We start from the raw sequence: 16,276 nt of genomic DNA on the forward strand, positions 1-16,276 counted from the left end.
GACTCAGGCTCCGGCTTCGGGCTGGGGCTGTCCGGCCTTGCGGCCGCCGCCAGAGGCGGCAGGCTTGCGCGGGCGGGCTGCCACGGTTTCCTTCTTGCTTTCTTCTTTGTTCTTGCGGTTCTTGTCCGTTCCGGAGGCTCCGCCACGGCTGCCCTTGTCTTCAAAGACCAGGGGCAACAGTTCATCATAATGGTGCACAGGATGCACGGTTATGCGCTTGAGCAGTTCCTTGGGCACGTCTTCAAGATCCTTGGTGTTCTGCCAGGGAATGATCACGTGCTTGAGGCCGCGCGCCACACCCGCCAGAATCTTTTCCTTGATGCCGCCCACGGGCAGCACCCTACCCTGAAGGGTGATTTCACCGGTCATGCACAGGTCTGCGCGCACGCGGCGTCCACTGAGGGCCGATATGAGGGCCGTCGTGAGCGTAACGCCCGCCGAAGGGCCGTCCTTGGGCGTAGCGCCAGCGGGCACGTGCACGTGGATGTCAAACTCGGACACAAAGGACGGGTTCACGCCCAGATCGTCGGCCCGACTGCGGATGTAGCTCAGGGCAGCCTGGGCGCTTTCCTTCATGACGTCGCCGAGCTGGCCGGTGAGGGTAAGGCCTCCCTTGCCCTTCATGACTGTGGCTTCCACGGTGAGCACTTCGCCGCCCGCAGGAGTCCAGGCCAGACCAAGAGCCATGCCGGGCATGAGCTTCTTTTCCTTTTCGTCCTCAATAAAGCGCGGCGCGCCCAGCAGCTTTTCCACATCGGCCGCGTCAACCCTGAAGGGCCCCTTCTTGCCTTCGGCCTTGCGACGGGCCAGCTTGCGGCAGATGGACGACAGTTCGCGTTCAAGGTTGCGCAGGCCCGCTTCGCGCGTGTATTCCCTGATGACCTTTTCAAGGGCAGCGGCGTCCAGAATCACATCCTTTTCTTCCAGGCCGTTTTCCTTGATCTTTTTGGGCAGCAGATGCTTGCGCGCTATTTCGGCCTTTTCCTGCATGGTGTAGCCCGGCAGGGTGATGACTTCCATACGGTCGCGCAGGGCCGCCGGGATGGTCTCAAGGTGGTTGGCCGTGCACAGGAACATAACCTTTGAAAGGTCAAAGGGCACATTCAGATAGTGGTCGCTGAAGGTGTAGTTCTGTTCCGGGTCCAGCACTTCCAGCAGGGCCGAAGACGGGTCCCCCCTGAAGTCCGAACCGAGCTTGTCCACTTCGTCCAGCACAACAACCGGGTTGCGGGTGCCAGCCTGCTTGATGCTCTGGATGATGCGGCCAGGCATGGCACCAATATAGGTGCGCCTGTGCCCGCGTATTTCGGCCTCGTCGTGCATGCCGCCCAGTGAGAGTCTCTGGAACTTGCGTCCCATCGCGCGGGCGATGGAGCGGCCAAGAGACGTTTTGCCAACGCCTGGAGGGCCGGCGAAGCAGAGAATGGGTCCCTTGGACTGCGGATTCAGCTTGCGCACGCTCAGGAACTCAAGGATGCGGTCCTTGACCTTTTCCAGCCCGCAGTGGTCTTCGTCCAGAATCTGCTTGGCGTAGGCTATGTCCAGCCTGTCGCGCGAAAGCTTCTTCCACGGCAGTTCCACCAGCCAGTCCAGGTAGGTACGCACCACGTTGGCCTCGGAGGAGTCCGCATGCATGCCCGCCAGGCGGCGCAGCTGCTTGTCTGCTTCCTTGCGCACGTCCTTGGGCAGACCTGCCTTGTTCAGGGCGGCCTTGAGGTTTTCCAGTTCTTCTTCGCCTTCTTCATCCTTGTCGCCCAGCTCGGTGCGGATGGCCTTGAGCTGTTCGCGCAGGAAGTAGTCCTTCTGGGCCTTGTCCATACCCTCGCGGGCAGAACTCTGAATGCGCGCCTGGACGGTGGCCACCTCGACTTCACGCTGCAGCTGGGTGTTGACCAGCATAAGGCGATCCAGCGGATCTTCGGCCTCCAGAATGCGCTGGGCGTCGGCCGTCTTCATGCGCATGTTGGCGGCAATGAGATCAGCCAGGCGGCCGGGATCGTCCACGCCCTGCAAAACTGCCAGCACGTCAGGCGAGGAGAGCCCGCGCAGAGAAAGCACTTTTTCGCTTTGCTCGCGCACGGAGCGCAACAGCGCCTCCACTGTGGGGTCTATCTTGGGCGTGGTTTCGGACAGGGTTTCAATATGCGCCTCAAGGAAGGGCTCAACCTGGCTGAAACTGCGCACACGGGCGCGGCTCACGCCCTGCACAAGAATCTTCACCCGCGAGTCGGGCATCTTGAGCATGCGCATGACCTGCACCACGGTGCCTACCGTATACAGGTCGTCCGGGCCGGGGTCTTCGGTGCTTTCTTCTTTCTGGGCGCAAACGAGCAGATGCCGTCCGTTCTTGAGAGCGGCGTCCACTGCCTGAACCGATTTTTCACGCCCAATGAAGAGAGGCAAAATCATGTAGTTAAAAATAACCACGTCGCGCACGGGCAGAACCGGCAAGGTGTCGGGTATGCTCTGCATGGCGGCGGTCAGGCCGCCTTCGCCTTCAGCCACATCCTGCGCGAGAGGGTTGGCGTCCCGCTGTTCTTCATTTTCAACGTCCGGACCCGCAGTGGAATCGGTTCCATCCAGGTTCAACAAATGGTTCTTTTCATTATAATCAGCCATATACTCTCCCTGACTGCCTTAAATGGTCTGCATCTGCGTGATGCTGTAGCAGTCTCCCTCAGTAACGATAACATGATCCAGAAAGCGCAGGCCCAGTTGCGGCGCAAGTCTTTGCAGCTCGGCGGTGAAAGCTTTGTCTGCTTCGGAAGGCGCGGGGTTGCCGCCGGGATGGTTGTGCACCATTATGATGCCGCTGGCCTTGCGCAGCAGCGCGGCCTCGAATACTTCTCTGGGCTGCATTGAAACCTCCGCGATACCGCCGCGCCGCAGACATTCCCAGGCGGTAAGCCTGTTGCGCTGGTCCACCAGCGCCAGCCAGCACTCCTCGTGCGGGCAGCCCGCCAACCGGCTCTGGGCCATGCGGGCCACGGCTTCCGGCGTGACCAGCACTTCTCTTTTACGCATGGCCGAAGCCACATAGCGGCTGCGGACTTCGCGCAAGACCTGAAAATAGGTCATCAGTCCTGGTCCGAAACCGGGCACTGCAAGAAGTTCGTCGGGCCGGGCGTCCATGACGCCCCGGATGCTGCCAAAGCGCTGGAGCAATTCCTTGGCCAGAGGTTTGGTGTCCTTGCGTGTGAGCCCGTAGCCCAACAGCAGTTCCAGAACCTCATAGTCAGCCACAGCGGCCGGTTCATGCTCGAAACGCTCACGCAGCCGGGCTCTGTGCCCTGCGTGCAGTTGTATGGGGCCTGGCTTTGCTGTCATAATGTAAGCAGTCTTGGAGGTTATGCAAGAGGCAGGGATATGACTATAGGGATTTTGCCCGTTTTGGGCCAATAAATAAAGGGATTTCTGGCAGCACGAGGGTCATGCCCTGCCCTGAACCTGGCCCCGAGCCTGGCCCTGGGCCCTGGCAAATAGAGCCGTCATGCGCGTGGCCAGAAAATCCAGGCTCTGTTCGGGACTGCGGCGGCCGCTTTTGACATGCAGTTCGGCATCCACCACAAGGGACATGCCCTGCGCGATGCCTTCAGGCCCAAGGCGCTGGGCAAGCTGTTTTTTGGCCCCGGATTCCTGGGGGCGCATACGAGGATTTTCACCAGCCTGACACTGCCATAAAAGGCGCAGTTCACGGGCCAGCAGGGCAAGAAGCGAAAACAGCAGGCTGTCGCCGTCCTTGCTGCGCGCAAGCTCTCTCCACACGGCGGGCAGATTGCCTGCCTGCATGTGACGGATGCAGGCGAAAACGTCGCATTCCGGGCTCCACGAGGCTGTGGATATCAAGGCCAGACTTATGTCCTGCTCGCGGCTGCCGGAAACAGCGCCAGCGGCGGCGTTGGCGGCGTCGTCAGCGTCCAGCATGGCGGCGCGGAGCAGAAGCAGCTTTTCCAGTTCGTTTTCAATGGCCAGGGCGTCGGGCGGGACGGAAGCGCAGAACTGCTCCAGGGCGTCAGCTTCAAACCGCAGGTTCAGCGACTGGCAGCGTTGCAGCACGTGTTTTTTCACAGTGCGTTCATTGAGCCCTTCATGCCGCCATATCCAGCCCTGTTTGTCGGCAAAGGCCATGCAGGGCAATTTGCCGAGATGGGCCGGAATCTTGGGCTGGCCACGTTCCCAGTTGACCTCAAGGCAGAAGAAGGGCCAGCACTGCTCCGAGGGACGGGCCAGGGCGTGGGAGATTTTTTTCCATACTGCCGCCGGCCACTGGTTGGCTTGCCTGATAATCAGGGCGCGCGGCGCGCCGAAGAGTCCTTGAAGCGTCAGATGCTCCCAAAAGCGCTGCGGCGGTTCTTCATCACCCCAGTAGACATGCCTTTCCCACTGCTCGGGAGCGGCCTGGGGCATGAGGCCGCCTCCGGCCGCAGGAGGATGGGCCGCCAGCATCCTGTTCAGATGGGCGCGCAGCAGTTGTCCGTCAGGGCAGACAAGAAAGGAAAATCCTGGATGGGGAGTGCTCATGTTTGTATGCCGTACAGTTATGGAAACGCTGATTTATTCCGTTTGGCTGCGTTGCTTCCCTTTTTTTGAAACAGTCGAGGACGGAAGAGTCCACTCCTGCTTGAAAAAAGATCGCGCCTTGCCAAACGAAATACCAGCGCGTTTCCAAAAGATTCTTTAGAGCAGATTAACTTTGAGAATGTTCATTCTCAAAGTTTAAGGCACGCTCACTACGGCGTTTAACCGCGCAGGTAAACTGCGCTTGCGCCTCCGCGGCGGGCGTCTGCTCCCGCATCCGCCAGAGCAATTTCAAAGAGAAATTGCTCTAATCAGTGCTTCTTTAGAAAGAAAGCAGCCAAGACAGTACCATACCGATAAACGCTTTTTCAGGGAAGGGGAAAGGAGAAGGGGCGCTTTTTTGAAAAAAGCGCCCCTTTCCATATATATTTCATGCGGCCGGACTGGGCCTGACCAGGGAGGATACATTTTACGATGCGTGATGCCTGAAAGATGCTGCCGCCGAACTTCCCGCCTCAGATCAAAAAACGCTTTGTACCATGACAAGAGTTTTAGGGGGTGGAGGCGTGGGGGAGGAGACCCTTTTGCAAAAGGGTCCCTCCCCCACAAAGCATTCCAAAAATGATATACCTACGCCCTAGTTGGCCACGATGTTGACCAGTTTGCCCGGCACCACCACCACCTTGCGCACGGTGAGGCCGGCCAGATGGCGCTGTACCGAACTGTCGGCCAGGGCAGCGGCTTCCATAGCGGCCTTGTCCGCCCCGGCGGGAACTTCCACCGTGCCGCGCAGCTTTCCATTGACCTGGAGCGCCACGGTAAGCATGTCCTGGGCCATGGCGGTCTCGTTCCATTCCGGCCAGAGTTCTTCGGAAACAGTGGTCTTGTGACCAAGGCGTTGCCAGAGTTCTTCGCAGATGTGCGGGGTGATGGGGGCGAGCAGGGTTATGGCCGTGCTCATGGCAGAAGAGAACACACGCCGATCAGCCTCGCTCATGCTCAGTTTTTCCCGCGAAAGGTACATGGCATTGACCAGTTCCATAACAGCGGCGATGGCCGTGTTGAACTGGAAGCGGTCGCTCATGTCTTCCCTGACCTTCTTCACCGTGAGGTGCTCACGGCGGCGCAGGTCGCGGGCTTCAGGGCTTGTGGCGTCCTGATCGGTGGCGGCGCAGGCCGTGAGGGGCAGCAGGCGTTCCTGCTCTTCCATAAACAGCCGCCATACGCGGCCAATAAAGCGCGAGGCCCCCTCGATGCCGGAATCGGACCAGTCAAAGTCTCGCTCCGCAGGGGCGGCAAAAAGACAGAACAGGCGCACGGTATCCGCACCGTATTTTTGGATCATGGTCGTGGGATCGACCACGTTGCCCTTGGATTTGGACATCTTGCCGCCGTCTTTGAGCACCATGCCCTGAGTGAGCAGGTTCTTGAAGGGTTCGGCAAAGTCCGCCGGGAAGAAACCCATGTCGCGGAGCACCTTGGTGAAGAAGCGGGAGTAGAGCAGGTGCAAAATGGCGTGCTCCACGCCGCCGATGTACTGGTCCACAGGCAGCCAGTACTTGATGGCGTCCGCATCAAAAGGCGCTTCAGTGTCTCGGGCGCTGGTGTAGCGGGCGAAATACCAGGACGATTCCACAAAGGTGTCCATGGTGTCTGTTTCGCGGCGGGCAGGGCCGCCGCACTTGGGGCATGCGCAGTTCACGAACGAGGGAGTGTCGGCCAGAGGCGAGCGCCCATCGCTGTGCGTTTTTACGTCCAGGGGCAGGAGCACGGGAAGGTTTTCTTCCTTTTCGGGCACAACGCCGCACGCATCACAGTAGATCATGGGGATTGGCGAACCCCAGTAGCGCTGGCGCGAGATGTTCCAGTCGCGCAGGCGAAACTGCACTGTGGCCTTGCCCTTGCCTTCTTTTTCAAGGCTCTGGGCCACGGCCTTTTTGCCGTCTTCATTGGGCATGCCGTCAAAGGAGCCGGAATTGACCATGACGCCGTCAGCGGTGAAGGCCTCGGTCATGCTTTCCGAATCCAGTACCTCGCCAGCGGGGCTTATGACCACGCGCAGGGGCAGGTCGTATTTGCGGGCGAATTCGAAATCGCGCTGGTCGTGGGCGGGTACGCCCATGACCGCGCCCGTGCCGTAGTCGGCCAGCACAAAGTTGCCGAGCCACAGCGGCACGCGCTGCCCCGTGAACGGGTGTATGGCGTAAGCGCCGGTGAAGATGCCCTCTTTTTCCACCCCGTCGGACTGGCGATCCAGGCGGTCCATATTGCGGATGCGTTCCACAAAGGCGCGCACTTCCGCAGCGTTGGGATAGTCCGCAATGAGCTTTTCCACCAGGGGATGCTCGGGGGCCAGCGTCATGAAGGTGACGCCAAACACCGTGTCGGGCCTGGTTGTAAAGACGTCTATGCCCTGTACGCCTTCAATGGCTTTTTCAAGGCCAAAGGCAATGGCCGCGCCCGTGGACTTGCCGATCCAGTTGCGCTGCATGGCAATGACGCGGTCAGGCCAGTCGCCTTCAAGCTTGTTGAGATCGTCCAGCAGTTCGTCGCCATAGGCGGTGATTTTGAGAAACCACTGCGTGAGGTCTTTCTGCTCCACACGGCTGTCGCAGCGCCAGCACAGGCCGTCAATGACCTGCTCGTTGGCCAGCACCGTATGACAGGACGGGCACCAGTTCTGCGGGGCTTTTTTGCGGTAGACAAGGCCCTTTTCAAACATGCGCACAAAAAACATCTGTTCCCAGCGGTAGTATTCGGGACGGCAGGTGGCGATTTCGCGGGACCAGTCGTAGGAATAGCCCAGGCGTTTCTGCTGGGCGCGCATATTGCGTATGTTGGCGTAGGTCCACTCGGCGGGGTGGGTATTGTTTTTTATGGCCGCATTTTCAGCGGGCAGACCAAAGGCGTCCCAGCCCATGGGATGCAGGACGTTGAAGCCCTGCATGCGTTTGCTGCGAGCCACCACGTCGCCAATGGAATAGTTGCGCACGTGCCCCATGTGGATGTTGCCCGAAGGATAGGGGAACATCTCCAGCACATAGTACTTGGGCTTGCTGCTTTCATGGCTGCAGGCAAAAGAATTGTCAGCCTGCCAGCGGGCCTGCCATTTTTCTTCTATAGCTTGGGGATTATAGCGTTCTTGTGTCATGGGGCATACCGGTTCAGATGGAGGGATTGGCGGACGGGGCGAGCCTTTGCAGTTCGCCTGCATCAAGGGCCTTGGCCACGGCGTCGAGAATGCCGTTGATAAAATTCTTGGCATTGCCTTCGCCGAACTGGCGGCTTAGTTCCAGGGCCTCATTGATGGAGACCTTCGGCGGCACGTCGTTGCGGAACAAAAGCTCATACACGGCCAGACGCAGCAGTGTCAGCTCCACCCGGCCCATGCGGTCCACGCGCCAGTTGTGCGAAAAGCGGGTAATGGCATCGTCCAGGGCGGCGCTGTTGCTCCAGACCCCCTGCACCAGTTCCCAGGAAAAGCCGCTGGCATCAACGGGAACGCCGCTTTCTTCACTGCGCGCGAGGTTGTCCGGCGAGGTGCGGAAACTGCGGCGCAGCTCCTCAAGAGTATTGGCCGGCGTAAAGGAAAGGCCGTACAAAACCTGAAAAGCCAGTTCGCGTTCGCCGCGCCGTGTTGCATTTTTGGCCTTGGCCATGGGTTACAACTGCTCCATGACGCGGATGGTTTCCAGCATGGCGGCGGCAGCTTCCACGCCCTTGTTGCCAGCCTTGGAACCGGCACGCTCAATGGCCTGCTCGATATTGTCGCAGGTGAGCAGACCAAAACCGATGGGCGTGCTGTGCTCCAGCATGCAGTGGGCAATGCCCTTGGTGGCTTCGGCGCAGACGTACTCAAAATGCGGAGTGCCGCCACGGATGACGGCGCCAAGGGCGAGAATGCCGTCGTATTTGCCGGAGGCCGCGAGCTTCTTGCAAATCAGGGGCATTTCGAAAGCGCCGGGGATACGCACAAGCGTGATGTTTTCGGAGGCAAGGCCGTGGCGCTCCAGATAGTCGAGAGCGCCGCCCACCAGGCGGTCCACAATAAAATCGTTGAAGCGGGTGGCCACAATGGCCACTTTAAGGCCCTTGGCGTCCAACTGGCCCGCAATGGTTGTCATAGTGCTCATGGCAACTCCTCGGCGCATGGTGTGCGCAGTTCATTCTATAGTGATACGATTGCAAAAACGACAGAGGGCACGACCCCGGGTCACGCCTACAAAAAACCCTGACGCAGCAGAAAATCCATGTTCAGCCCTGCGGCTTTGGGGGCGGCGGTGTCGCCGCTGGCGGCGGCAGCCCACGGACGCAGCAGGTTGCGCACGTACTTGCCGATGAGGTCAGTTTCCATATTGACGGATACACCCGGACGCCAGTGCAGCATGGTGGTGCGCTTCTGGGTGTCGGGTATGATGTTGACCTCAAGAAAATCCGGGCCGCAATCATTGACTGTAAGGCTGATGCCGTCAAGGGTCACCGAACCCTTGGGGATGACCTCGACGCCAAATTCTGCGGGAAAGGCAATGCGGCAGCGCAGGGACTGGCCCGCCTGGCGCACTTCGCGCACGGTGGCGATGCAATCCACATGGCCGCTCACAAGGTGACCGCCCAGGCGGTCGCCCAGGGCCAGGGCCCGCTCAAGATTGACGAGATGCCCTGTTTGCAGCCCCCCCAGGGTGGTGCGCGAAAGTGTCTCGTTTGAAGCATAGGCCGTATACGTGTCTGTCCCGTGCTCTTCCACGGAAAGGCAGGCTCCGTTGACGGCTATGGATTCGCCATCCTCAATATCAGGCAGGGTAAAAAGCGGACGCAGGCAAATACGGCACTCGCCGCCGGTTCTGCGCAAGGAGCGCACCTCGCCCTGCCCCTGAATTATGCCTGTAAACATGAGATCCTACTTTGTTTCCGCAGTGTGCAGGGGGCGCAGTTCTATATGGATGTCGCCGCCGCTGGTATGGGTTCCCATAACGCGCATGCGCAGCGCTTCGTCCAGACTCAAGGGAGCCCGGCCGGAAAAAAGCGGGTGCGCGTCTTCATCACCCAAGATTATGGGCGCCATGTGCAGGCGAAATTCGTCAACAACTCCGGCTTCCAGAAGACTGAGAGCCAGATGCCCGCCCCCCTCGCACAAAAGGTAGGGGCAGTGCAGTTCTTCCCACAGGGCCTTGAGCATGTGGGTCAGGTCGGGGCCGCCGCGCAGCGCCGGGCCAAGGGAAAGCACACGCACGCCGATATCGCGCAGGGCTTTGGCCGTGGTTGAGGCGGCGGCAGCGGGCGAAGCGAGAAATACGGTCTGCTCCGGCCGTTCTTTCAGCAGGTAAAAATCCGCGTCGGGCTGCGGCAGGCGCGATGTGAGCACGCACGCCAGAGGCTGGCGGCAGTCGGGCTCGTCATCGCTGATGGGGCGCACGGTGAGGCGCGGGTTGTCCGCGCGAAAGGTGCCGCCGCCCACAAGCACTGCGCCGCCGCAATGACCGATGCCAGCCCTCAATTGCTGCACTTCCTGCCGTGATTCTTCGGAGCTGATCCACTGGGATTCGCCCCGGCGTGTGGCAATGCGGCCATCAAGAGTGGCGGCCATCTTCAAAATGACATAGGGGCGCTGCTTCTGCTGCCAGACCAGAAAGTCGGCCACAAGGTCGCGGCAGGCATCAGCGCACACGCCCTCAATAACTTCCAGACCGCTTTCGCGCAATTGGCATGCGCCGCCGCAGGCTTCAGGGTTGGGGTCGGCAAGGCCCACCACGATTTTCTTGATCCCCGCCCGACGTACGGCATCGGTGCAGGGGGGCGTCTTGCCCTGGTGGCAGCAGGGTTCGAGCGTGACAACAAGAGTGCACTGGGACGGGTCTACTCCCCTGGCGGCAGCGTCCTTGAGGCAGGCCACCTCGGCATGGTCAAGCCCTGCGGCATGGTGCCACCCTCTGGCCACAACATGGCCGTCACGCACAAGCACCGCGCCCACCATGGGGTTGGGGCAGGTTTTCCAGCGGCCCTTCCGCGCCAGAGCGATGGCTTCACGCATGAAGGGGGCGTAATCCAGTTCAGACATGGGATCTACTCCGGCTGGGGGCTGATGACGGGTGGAACGAAGTTCAGTCTTTCCACATGCACCCCCGCTTCAGCAAGCATGGTGGTGGCAAGTTCGTCAGGATAGTATTCCGCGTAATAAATATGCCGTATGCCGCAGTTGATAAGCATCTTGCTGCACTGAACGCAGGGATGGGTCGTGCAGTACAGTTCAGCGCCGCTGATATTGATGCCATGCACGGCGGCCTGAATAATGACATTCTGTTCCGCATGCAGGCCCCGGCAGATTTCATGCCGCTGGCCCGAGGGAATGCCCATCTGCTCACGCAGGCAGCCAATGTCAAGACAGTGCGGGACACCAGCGGGAGCGCCATTATACCCTGTGGCGAGAATGCGCTTGTCCTTCACGGCCACAGCGCCGACCTTGCGGCGCGTGCATGTTGAGCGCCCGCTCACAAGGTAGGTGATGTTCATAAAATATTCAGGCCAAGGCAGACGTTGCATAAGATACCCGTTAAAATTTCACACAGTGTACATAGCGGAGACACAAAAGCCAAGCCGGGGAACCTGGGCCTTGAGGGTGAAAAAACACGGTGTTTACGTAAGGGCGCAGGGGCCGATTTCTAGCAGGGACGGCCCGAAGGTGGTAAGCCTTCGGGCCGCCAAAGGCCATTGTTTCAAAAAAAGTGAAGCAACGCCGCCAAACAAAATAAATCAGCGTTTCCCTAAAATGCTCTAATGGGCGAACAGGGGAAACTGAAGGGCGAACTCTTCAACTTCCGCACGAATTTTTTCAAGGGCAGCAGCGTCATTGCGGTTTTCAATGGCCGTTACAATAAACTTGCCCACAATGCGCATGTGATCCTGCTTCATGCCGCGCGTGGTGAGGGCCGCGGTGCCCAGGCGCACGCCCGACGTCACAAAGGGAGAGCGCGTTTCAAAGGGAACAGTATTCTTGTTGACCGTGATGCCAGCGGTATCCAGCGCTATTTCAGCGTCCTTGCCGGTGATGTCCTTGCGGGTCAGGTCCACCAGCATGAGGTGGTTGTCGGTGCCGCCGGACACAAGGTCGTACCCTGCATCGGTCAGGCATGCCGCCAGGGTGGCCGCATTGTCAATCACCTGCTTCTGATAGGCCTTGAAAGAGGGGTGCAGCGCCTCGCCCAGGGCCACGGCCTTGGCGGCCACCACGTGCATCAGGGGGCCGCCCTGAATGCCGGGGAAAATCTGGCTGTTCAGCGTCTTGGCCATGTCTTCGGTGGACAGGATCATGCCGCCACGGGGGCCGCGCAGGGTTTTGTGCGTGGTTGTCGTGGTGACGTGGGCGTAGGGCACGGGGCTCTGGTGCAAACCTGCGGCCACAAGACCGGCGATATGCGCCATGTCTACCACCAGCTTGGCGTCAACTTCATCGGCAATGGCCCGGAAGCGGGCAAAGTCAATGGCGCGGGGGTAGGCGCTTGCGCCGGCCATGATGACCTTGGGCCTGTGTTCACGCGCTTTGTCCGCCACCGCGTCATAATCGATGCGGCCGGTTTCACGCTGCACGCCGTAGGACACGATGGTGAAGAGGCGGCCGGAAAAATTTACCGGACTGCCATGGGTGAGGTGCCCGCCGTGGGAAAGGTCCATGCCGAGAATGGTGTCGCCAGGCTTGAGGAAGGCCAGATAGGCGGCCATGTTGGCCTGAGAGCCGGAGTGGGGCTGCACGTTGGCGTACTGGGCGTCAAAAAGCAGTTTGGCGCGTTCCTGGGCAAGGGTTTCGACCATATCCACATATTCGCAGCCGCCGTAATAGCGTTTGCCGGGATACCCTTCCGCATACTTGTTGGTGAGTATGCTGCCCTGCGCCTGCCTCACGGCAGTCGAAACGATGTTTTCCGAAGCGATAAGCTCAAGCTTACCCATCTGCCTTTGCGATTCAAGAAAAATGGCCCGTGCGATTTCCGGGTCCTGAAGGAGAATTTCATCCATGAACGTGGTCCTCAGTGAAATATACTGCCCGCCACAGTGGCGGGCAGTGTTGTGAATAGGCTGGACCCGGCGGAGGGGGGCGGATCTGTGGGCAGCGCGTTTTTCCGGGCGTCCCTGGTGATTCAGGCAGGTGCTGCCAGGGCGCTATTTATCCCATTTTTTCAAAATCAGGCTGGCATTGGTGCCGCCAAAGCCAAAGGAGTTGCACATGGCATACTCGCAGGCGATATGCTTTGAACCGTCGGCCATGTAGTCAAGGTCGCAGGCCGGGTCGGGGGTGTCGAGGTTGATGGTGCCGGGCAGCATTTCGTCATGCAGCGCCAGCGCCGTGAACACGGATTCGATGCCGCCGGCAGCGCCAAGCAGATGCCCCGTCATGGATTTTGTGGCCGATATCTTGATCTTTTTGGCATGGTCGCCAAAAACCAGTTTGATGGCCTTGGTTTCAATGCTGTCATTGAGCATTGTGGACGTGGCGTGGGCATTGATGTGCCCGATGGCCGAGGGAGCAATGCCCGCCTCGCGCAGGGCGTTCTGCATGGCGCGCGCCATGCCTTCGCCGTTTTCACAGGGGGCGGTCATATGGTAGGCGTCGCCGGAAGCGCCGTATCCCACCATTTCAGCGTAAATCTTCGCGCCGCGCTCCTGGGCCGATTCTAGCGTTTCAAGCAGCAGCAGCCCCGCGCCTTCGCCAATGACAAAACCGTCACGGTTGGCGTCAAAGGGACGTGAAGCCTTGGTGGGGTCATCGTTGTGCTGCGTTGAAAGGGCCTTGAGGGCCGTAAAGCCCGCCACGCCAAGGGGCGTGACCGTGGCTTCGACGCCGCCGGTGATAACGGCCGTGACCCTGCCGAGCAAAAGCTCGCTGAAGGACGTGCCCATGGCGTGAATGGCCGAGGCGCAGGCAGTGGTGGTGACGATGTTGGGCCCCTTGGCCCCTGTGAAGATGGATATTTGCCCAGGCCCCATATTGGAGATGAGCATGGGGATCATGAAGGGCGAAATTTTGTTGGGGCCAGACTCCAGCAGCTTGGCATGGTAGGTCTCAATGGTATGCAGGCCGCCAAGGCCGATGCCGAGTATCACGGCCGTGTCATAGGCATTGGCGTCCGTCACTTCATAGCCCGCGTCCTTGAGCAGCATCTGGGCCGAAGCCACGGCAAACTGGGTAAAACGGTCCATGCGTCGCACCTGCTTGGCGGGCATGAACTCTTCGGGCGCGAAATTTTTCACCTCGCCCGCGATCCGGGAATCATAGGCCGAGGCATCAAAAAGCGTGATGGGCGCAATGCCCGACTCGCCTGCGAGCAGTTTTTTCCAGGTGCTCTCAATATCGTTGGCGAGGGGCGTAACGCCGCCAACACCAGTGATTACTACGCGGGGACGGGTCATGCATGCTCCTTTGATGCGGGAGGGGGTTTGCAGGCCCCCTCACACGCAGCAGATCTGGCGATCAAACTCTGGCTATTTCTTTTCTTCAATATAGGAAATGGCGTCCTGAACCTTCAGAAGTTTCTGAGCATCGTCATCAGCGATTTCGACTTCAAATTCTTCTTCCATGGCCATGATCAGTTCGGTCAGGTCAAGGGAGTCAGCGCCCAGATCTTCCACAAAGCTGGCTTCGGGCTTCACTTCATCAGCGCTCACGCCAAGTTGGTCAACAATAATTTTTTTAACTTTTTCAGCGACATCAGACATGGTATCCTCCAGGTAATTTAATGATCACTTCCAAACCCGGCCTCAGGGGTGCGCCGGGAGAGTCTCCGGACTTTCCGCCTAACAGTGCATGCCCCCATTCACCCCGAGCACCTGCCCGGTGATATAGGCAGCTTTGTCCGACGCGAGAAAGGCGACGGTTTCGGCCACATCCTGAGCAGTGCCCATGCGCTTGAGAGGAATGGATTCTTCATAGCTTTTGCGCACTTCGTCGCTGAGGGCGGCGGTCATGTCCGTTTCGATGAACCCGGGGGCCACGGCGTTGACCGTGATCTGCCGGGTAGCCAGTTCTTTGGCGCAGGACTTGGTAAGGCCCAACAGGGCGGCTTTGGCCGAGGCGTAGTTGGCCTGGCCGGCGTTGCCCATCTGGCCCACCACCGAAGAAATATTTACAATGCGGCCCTTGCGCGCCTTGCTCATGATTTTGGCGGCTTCGCGGGTGCAGATGAAAGCGCCGCGCAGATTGACGTTGATGACCTGATCAAAGTCTTCGTCTTTCATGCGAACAAGAAAGCCATCCTTGGTGATGCCCGCATTGTTGACCAACACGGCAAGATTGACTTTATCTTTGATTTCATTGGCAAAAAATTCAGAAACAGCGGCGCTGTCGCTGACATTCAGGGCAAAAGCCCTGGCATGGCCGCCCTGCGCCCTGATTTCGGCTGCCACCTGTTCCGCTTCAGCGGGGCGGCTCACATAGGTAAGAAAAACCTGAAAACCATCGCGGGCAAGGGTTTGGGCAATGGCCCGCCCGATGCCGCGCGAACCGCCCGTCACAATGGCGGTGGGCGTAGCGGTGGGTGCGGAATGCTCTGTACTCATGCTCGTTCTGCCTTTGCTTGAGTGTGCTGTTTATAGCGTGACCATGCGTTCATTTCAATGCCGCCGACAAGAAAAAAAGCATTGCGCGGCGGGCTGCGCTCTGGTCTGCACAACATCGGTTGATGGAGTGTGACTCCGTCCCGCGACGCCTGTGTAAAATCCGCGCGGCAAAGTGGTTACAGGTTGGCGGCCTGAGCGCGGATAGCCCTGAAAAGATTAAAACCGCAGCAGGGCCGCGCCCCAGGTCAAACCCGCGCCAAAGGCGGTGACGAGCATACGGTCGCCAGCCTTGATGCGCCCGGCGGCGCGGGCTTCCGTAATGGCCAGGGGGATGGAGGCCGAGGACGTGTTGCCGTACTTGTCAACGTTGACAAAGACGCGGTCGCCGGTCATGTCCAGGCGGCTGCCCACAGCCTCAATGATGCGCATGTTGGCCTGATGGGGCACAAGCAGGTTCACGTCTTTGGCGGTAAGGCCGTTGCGTGTCAGCACATCTTCACAAATGTGCACCATGTTGCGCACGGCATGCTTATAAGTCTCGCGGCCTTGCATGGTGATGAAAAAGTCGTCGCTGACGGGATCGCCCTTGGCGTAACGGCTGCTGGTTCCGCCGCCCACCACAATAAGGTCGCGCTGCGTGCCGTCGCTCTGGCAGATGACGTCCTCAAGCCCGGCCACAACATTGCCCGGTGAACTGGCGACAATGCAGGCCGTGGCCGCATCGCCGAAAAGCACGCAGGTGCTTCTGTCGGCCCAGTTAACGCGGCGGGTCAGGGCCTCGGTGCAGACGAAAAGAATTTTGGCCTCGGGCTGCTGGGCCAGAAGGGCGCGGCAGATAGAAAGGCCGTAGATAAAGCCGGAGCAGGCTGCGCCAAAATCAAAGGCCATGACCGGCCCTGTGCCGAGCTGCCCCGCCATGATGCAGGCCACGGAAGGCGAAAGCACGTCAGGCGTGCAGGTGGCCGCAATGACGTGGGTAAGTTCAGAGGCTTCCATGCCCGCATCGGCCAGGGCCTTGCGGGCGGCCTTGAGGCCAAGGTCGGAAGTGTTCTCGTCATCGGCCAGCCTGTGTCGCTGCTTTATGCCAGTCCGGGTAACAATCCATTCTTCGTTGGTGTCAACCACCTTGGCGAGGTCTTCGTTGGTCAGGACCGCGTCCGGCACATAGGCGCTCAGCGCAAGCAAATGGCAGAGAGGGTTCATTCTGTAGTAC

At 59.6% G+C, this 16,276-nt stretch carries 14 protein-coding genes; all 14 read right to left on the minus strand.

All coding sequences use genetic code 11. The annotated features are described in order from the left end of the window. Positions 1-3 precede the first annotated feature (3 nt). The 14 genes from lon to DESU86_RS12015 all read right to left on the minus strand — a co-directional run bounded on the left by lon (position 4) and on the right by DESU86_RS12015 (position 16,266). Positions 4-2,619, minus strand: a complete 2,616-nt coding sequence (gene lon, locus DESU86_RS11950) for an endopeptidase La (RefSeq protein WP_179981246.1) — start codon at positions 2,617-2,619, stop codon at positions 4-6. A gap of 18 nt (positions 2,620-2,637) precedes the next feature. Further along, entirely contained in the window at positions 2,638-3,327 is a 690-nt protein-coding gene (radC, locus tag DESU86_RS11955) for a RadC family protein (protein ID WP_179981247.1), read from the minus strand. 102 nt (positions 3,328-3,429) lie between these two features. Further along, the gene (locus DESU86_RS11960) at positions 3,430-4,521 is read right to left on the minus strand and encodes a DNA polymerase III subunit delta (protein WP_179981248.1); all 1,092 of its coding nucleotides are present in this window, start codon (positions 4,519-4,521) and stop codon (positions 3,430-3,432) included. A gap of 634 nt (positions 4,522-5,155) precedes the next feature. After that, a complete protein-coding gene (leuS, locus tag DESU86_RS11965) occupies positions 5,156-7,669 on the minus strand; it encodes a leucine--tRNA ligase (protein ID WP_179981249.1) in 2,514 nt (837 codons plus the stop codon). Positions 7,670-7,682: 13 nt separating this feature from the next. Beyond that, the gene (gene nusB, locus DESU86_RS11970; protein WP_179981250.1) at positions 7,683-8,177 is read right to left on the minus strand and encodes a transcription antitermination factor NusB; all 495 of its coding nucleotides are present in this window, start codon (positions 8,175-8,177) and stop codon (positions 7,683-7,685) included. Between the two features lie 3 nt (positions 8,178-8,180). After that, positions 8,181-8,651 carry a 6,7-dimethyl-8-ribityllumazine synthase gene (ribH, locus tag DESU86_RS11975; protein ID WP_179981251.1) on the minus strand — a complete coding sequence of 157 codons (471 nt, stop codon included), beginning with the start codon at positions 8,649-8,651 and terminating at the stop codon, positions 8,181-8,183. 86 nt (positions 8,652-8,737) lie between these two features. Further along, a complete protein-coding gene (locus DESU86_RS11980; protein ID WP_179981252.1) occupies positions 8,738-9,409 on the minus strand; it encodes a riboflavin synthase in 672 nt (223 codons plus the stop codon). A gap of 6 nt (positions 9,410-9,415) precedes the next feature. Beyond that, positions 9,416-10,573, minus strand: coding sequence for a bifunctional diaminohydroxyphosphoribosylaminopyrimidine deaminase/5-amino-6-(5-phosphoribosylamino)uracil reductase RibD (gene ribD / locus DESU86_RS11985; protein WP_179981253.1), 1,158 nt, complete (start codon positions 10,571-10,573; stop codon positions 9,416-9,418). A gap of 5 nt (positions 10,574-10,578) precedes the next feature. After that, positions 10,579-11,055, minus strand: a complete 477-nt coding sequence (locus DESU86_RS11990) for a deoxycytidylate deaminase (protein WP_179981254.1) — start codon at positions 11,053-11,055, stop codon at positions 10,579-10,581. 231 nt (positions 11,056-11,286) lie between these two features. Beyond that, a complete protein-coding gene (gene glyA, locus DESU86_RS11995) occupies positions 11,287-12,525 on the minus strand; it encodes a serine hydroxymethyltransferase (protein WP_179981255.1) in 1,239 nt (412 codons plus the stop codon). Positions 12,526-12,669: 144 nt separating this feature from the next. Beyond that, positions 12,670-13,917, minus strand: coding sequence for a beta-ketoacyl-ACP synthase II (fabF, locus tag DESU86_RS12000; RefSeq protein WP_179981256.1), 1,248 nt, complete (start codon positions 13,915-13,917; stop codon positions 12,670-12,672). 72 nt (positions 13,918-13,989) lie between these two features. Continuing rightward, positions 13,990-14,223 (minus strand): acyl carrier protein, encoded by a 234-nt coding sequence (locus DESU86_RS12005; protein WP_179981257.1) that lies wholly within the window; start codon positions 14,221-14,223, stop codon positions 13,990-13,992. 78 nt (positions 14,224-14,301) lie between these two features. After that, positions 14,302-15,063: a 3-oxoacyl-[acyl-carrier-protein] reductase gene (fabG, locus tag DESU86_RS12010; protein ID WP_179981258.1), complete on the minus strand. Its 762-nt coding sequence runs from the start codon at positions 15,061-15,063 to the stop codon at positions 14,302-14,304. 216 nt (positions 15,064-15,279) lie between these two features. Then, positions 15,280-16,266 (minus strand): beta-ketoacyl-ACP synthase III, encoded by a 987-nt coding sequence (locus DESU86_RS12015; protein ID WP_179981259.1) that lies wholly within the window; start codon positions 16,264-16,266, stop codon positions 15,280-15,282. Positions 16,267-16,276 lie beyond the last annotated feature (10 nt).

The organism is Desulfovibrio sp. 86 (assembly GCF_902702915.1).
GTDB lineage: Bacteria > Desulfobacterota > Desulfovibrionia > Desulfovibrionales > Desulfovibrionaceae > Desulfovibrio.

Excerpts from the sequence above, each read along its gene's own strand:
- ribH (WP_179981251.1), bottom strand. The coding sequence starts at position 8,651 with ATGAGCACTATGACAACCATTGCGGGCCAGTTGGACGCCAAGGGCCTT.
- DESU86_RS11980 (WP_179981252.1), bottom strand. The coding sequence starts at position 9,409 with ATGTTTACAGGCATAATTCAGGGGCAGGGCGAGGTGCGCTCCTTGCGC.
- DESU86_RS11990 (WP_179981254.1), bottom strand. The coding sequence starts at position 11,055 with ATGCAACGTCTGCCTTGGCCTGAATATTTTATGAACATCACCTACCTT.
- DESU86_RS11960 (WP_179981248.1), bottom strand. The coding sequence starts at position 4,521 with ATGAGCACTCCCCATCCAGGATTTTCCTTTCTTGTCTGCCCTGACGGA.
- lon (WP_179981246.1), bottom strand. The coding sequence starts at position 2,619 with ATGGCTGATTATAATGAAAAGAACCATTTGTTGAACCTGGATGGAACC.
- fabG (WP_179981258.1), bottom strand. The coding sequence starts at position 15,063 with ATGAGTACAGAGCATTCCGCACCCACCGCTACGCCCACCGCCATTGTG.
- leuS (WP_179981249.1), bottom strand. The coding sequence starts at position 7,669 with ATGACACAAGAACGCTATAATCCCCAAGCTATAGAAGAAAAATGGCAG.
- DESU86_RS12015 (WP_179981259.1), bottom strand. The coding sequence starts at position 16,266 with ATGAACCCTCTCTGCCATTTGCTTGCGCTGAGCGCCTATGTGCCGGAC.
- fabF (WP_179981256.1), bottom strand. The coding sequence starts at position 13,917 with ATGACCCGTCCCCGCGTAGTAATCACTGGTGTTGGCGGCGTTACGCCC.
- glyA (WP_179981255.1), bottom strand. The coding sequence starts at position 12,525 with ATGGATGAAATTCTCCTTCAGGACCCGGAAATCGCACGGGCCATTTTT.
- ribD (WP_179981253.1), bottom strand. The coding sequence starts at position 10,573 with ATGTCTGAACTGGATTACGCCCCCTTCATGCGTGAAGCCATCGCTCTG.
- radC (WP_179981247.1), bottom strand. The coding sequence starts at position 3,327 with ATGACAGCAAAGCCAGGCCCCATACAACTGCACGCAGGGCACAGAGCC.
- DESU86_RS12005 (WP_179981257.1), bottom strand. The coding sequence starts at position 14,223 with ATGTCTGATGTCGCTGAAAAAGTTAAAAAAATTATTGTTGACCAACTT.
- nusB (WP_179981250.1), bottom strand. The coding sequence starts at position 8,177 with ATGGCCAAGGCCAAAAATGCAACACGGCGCGGCGAACGCGAACTGGCT.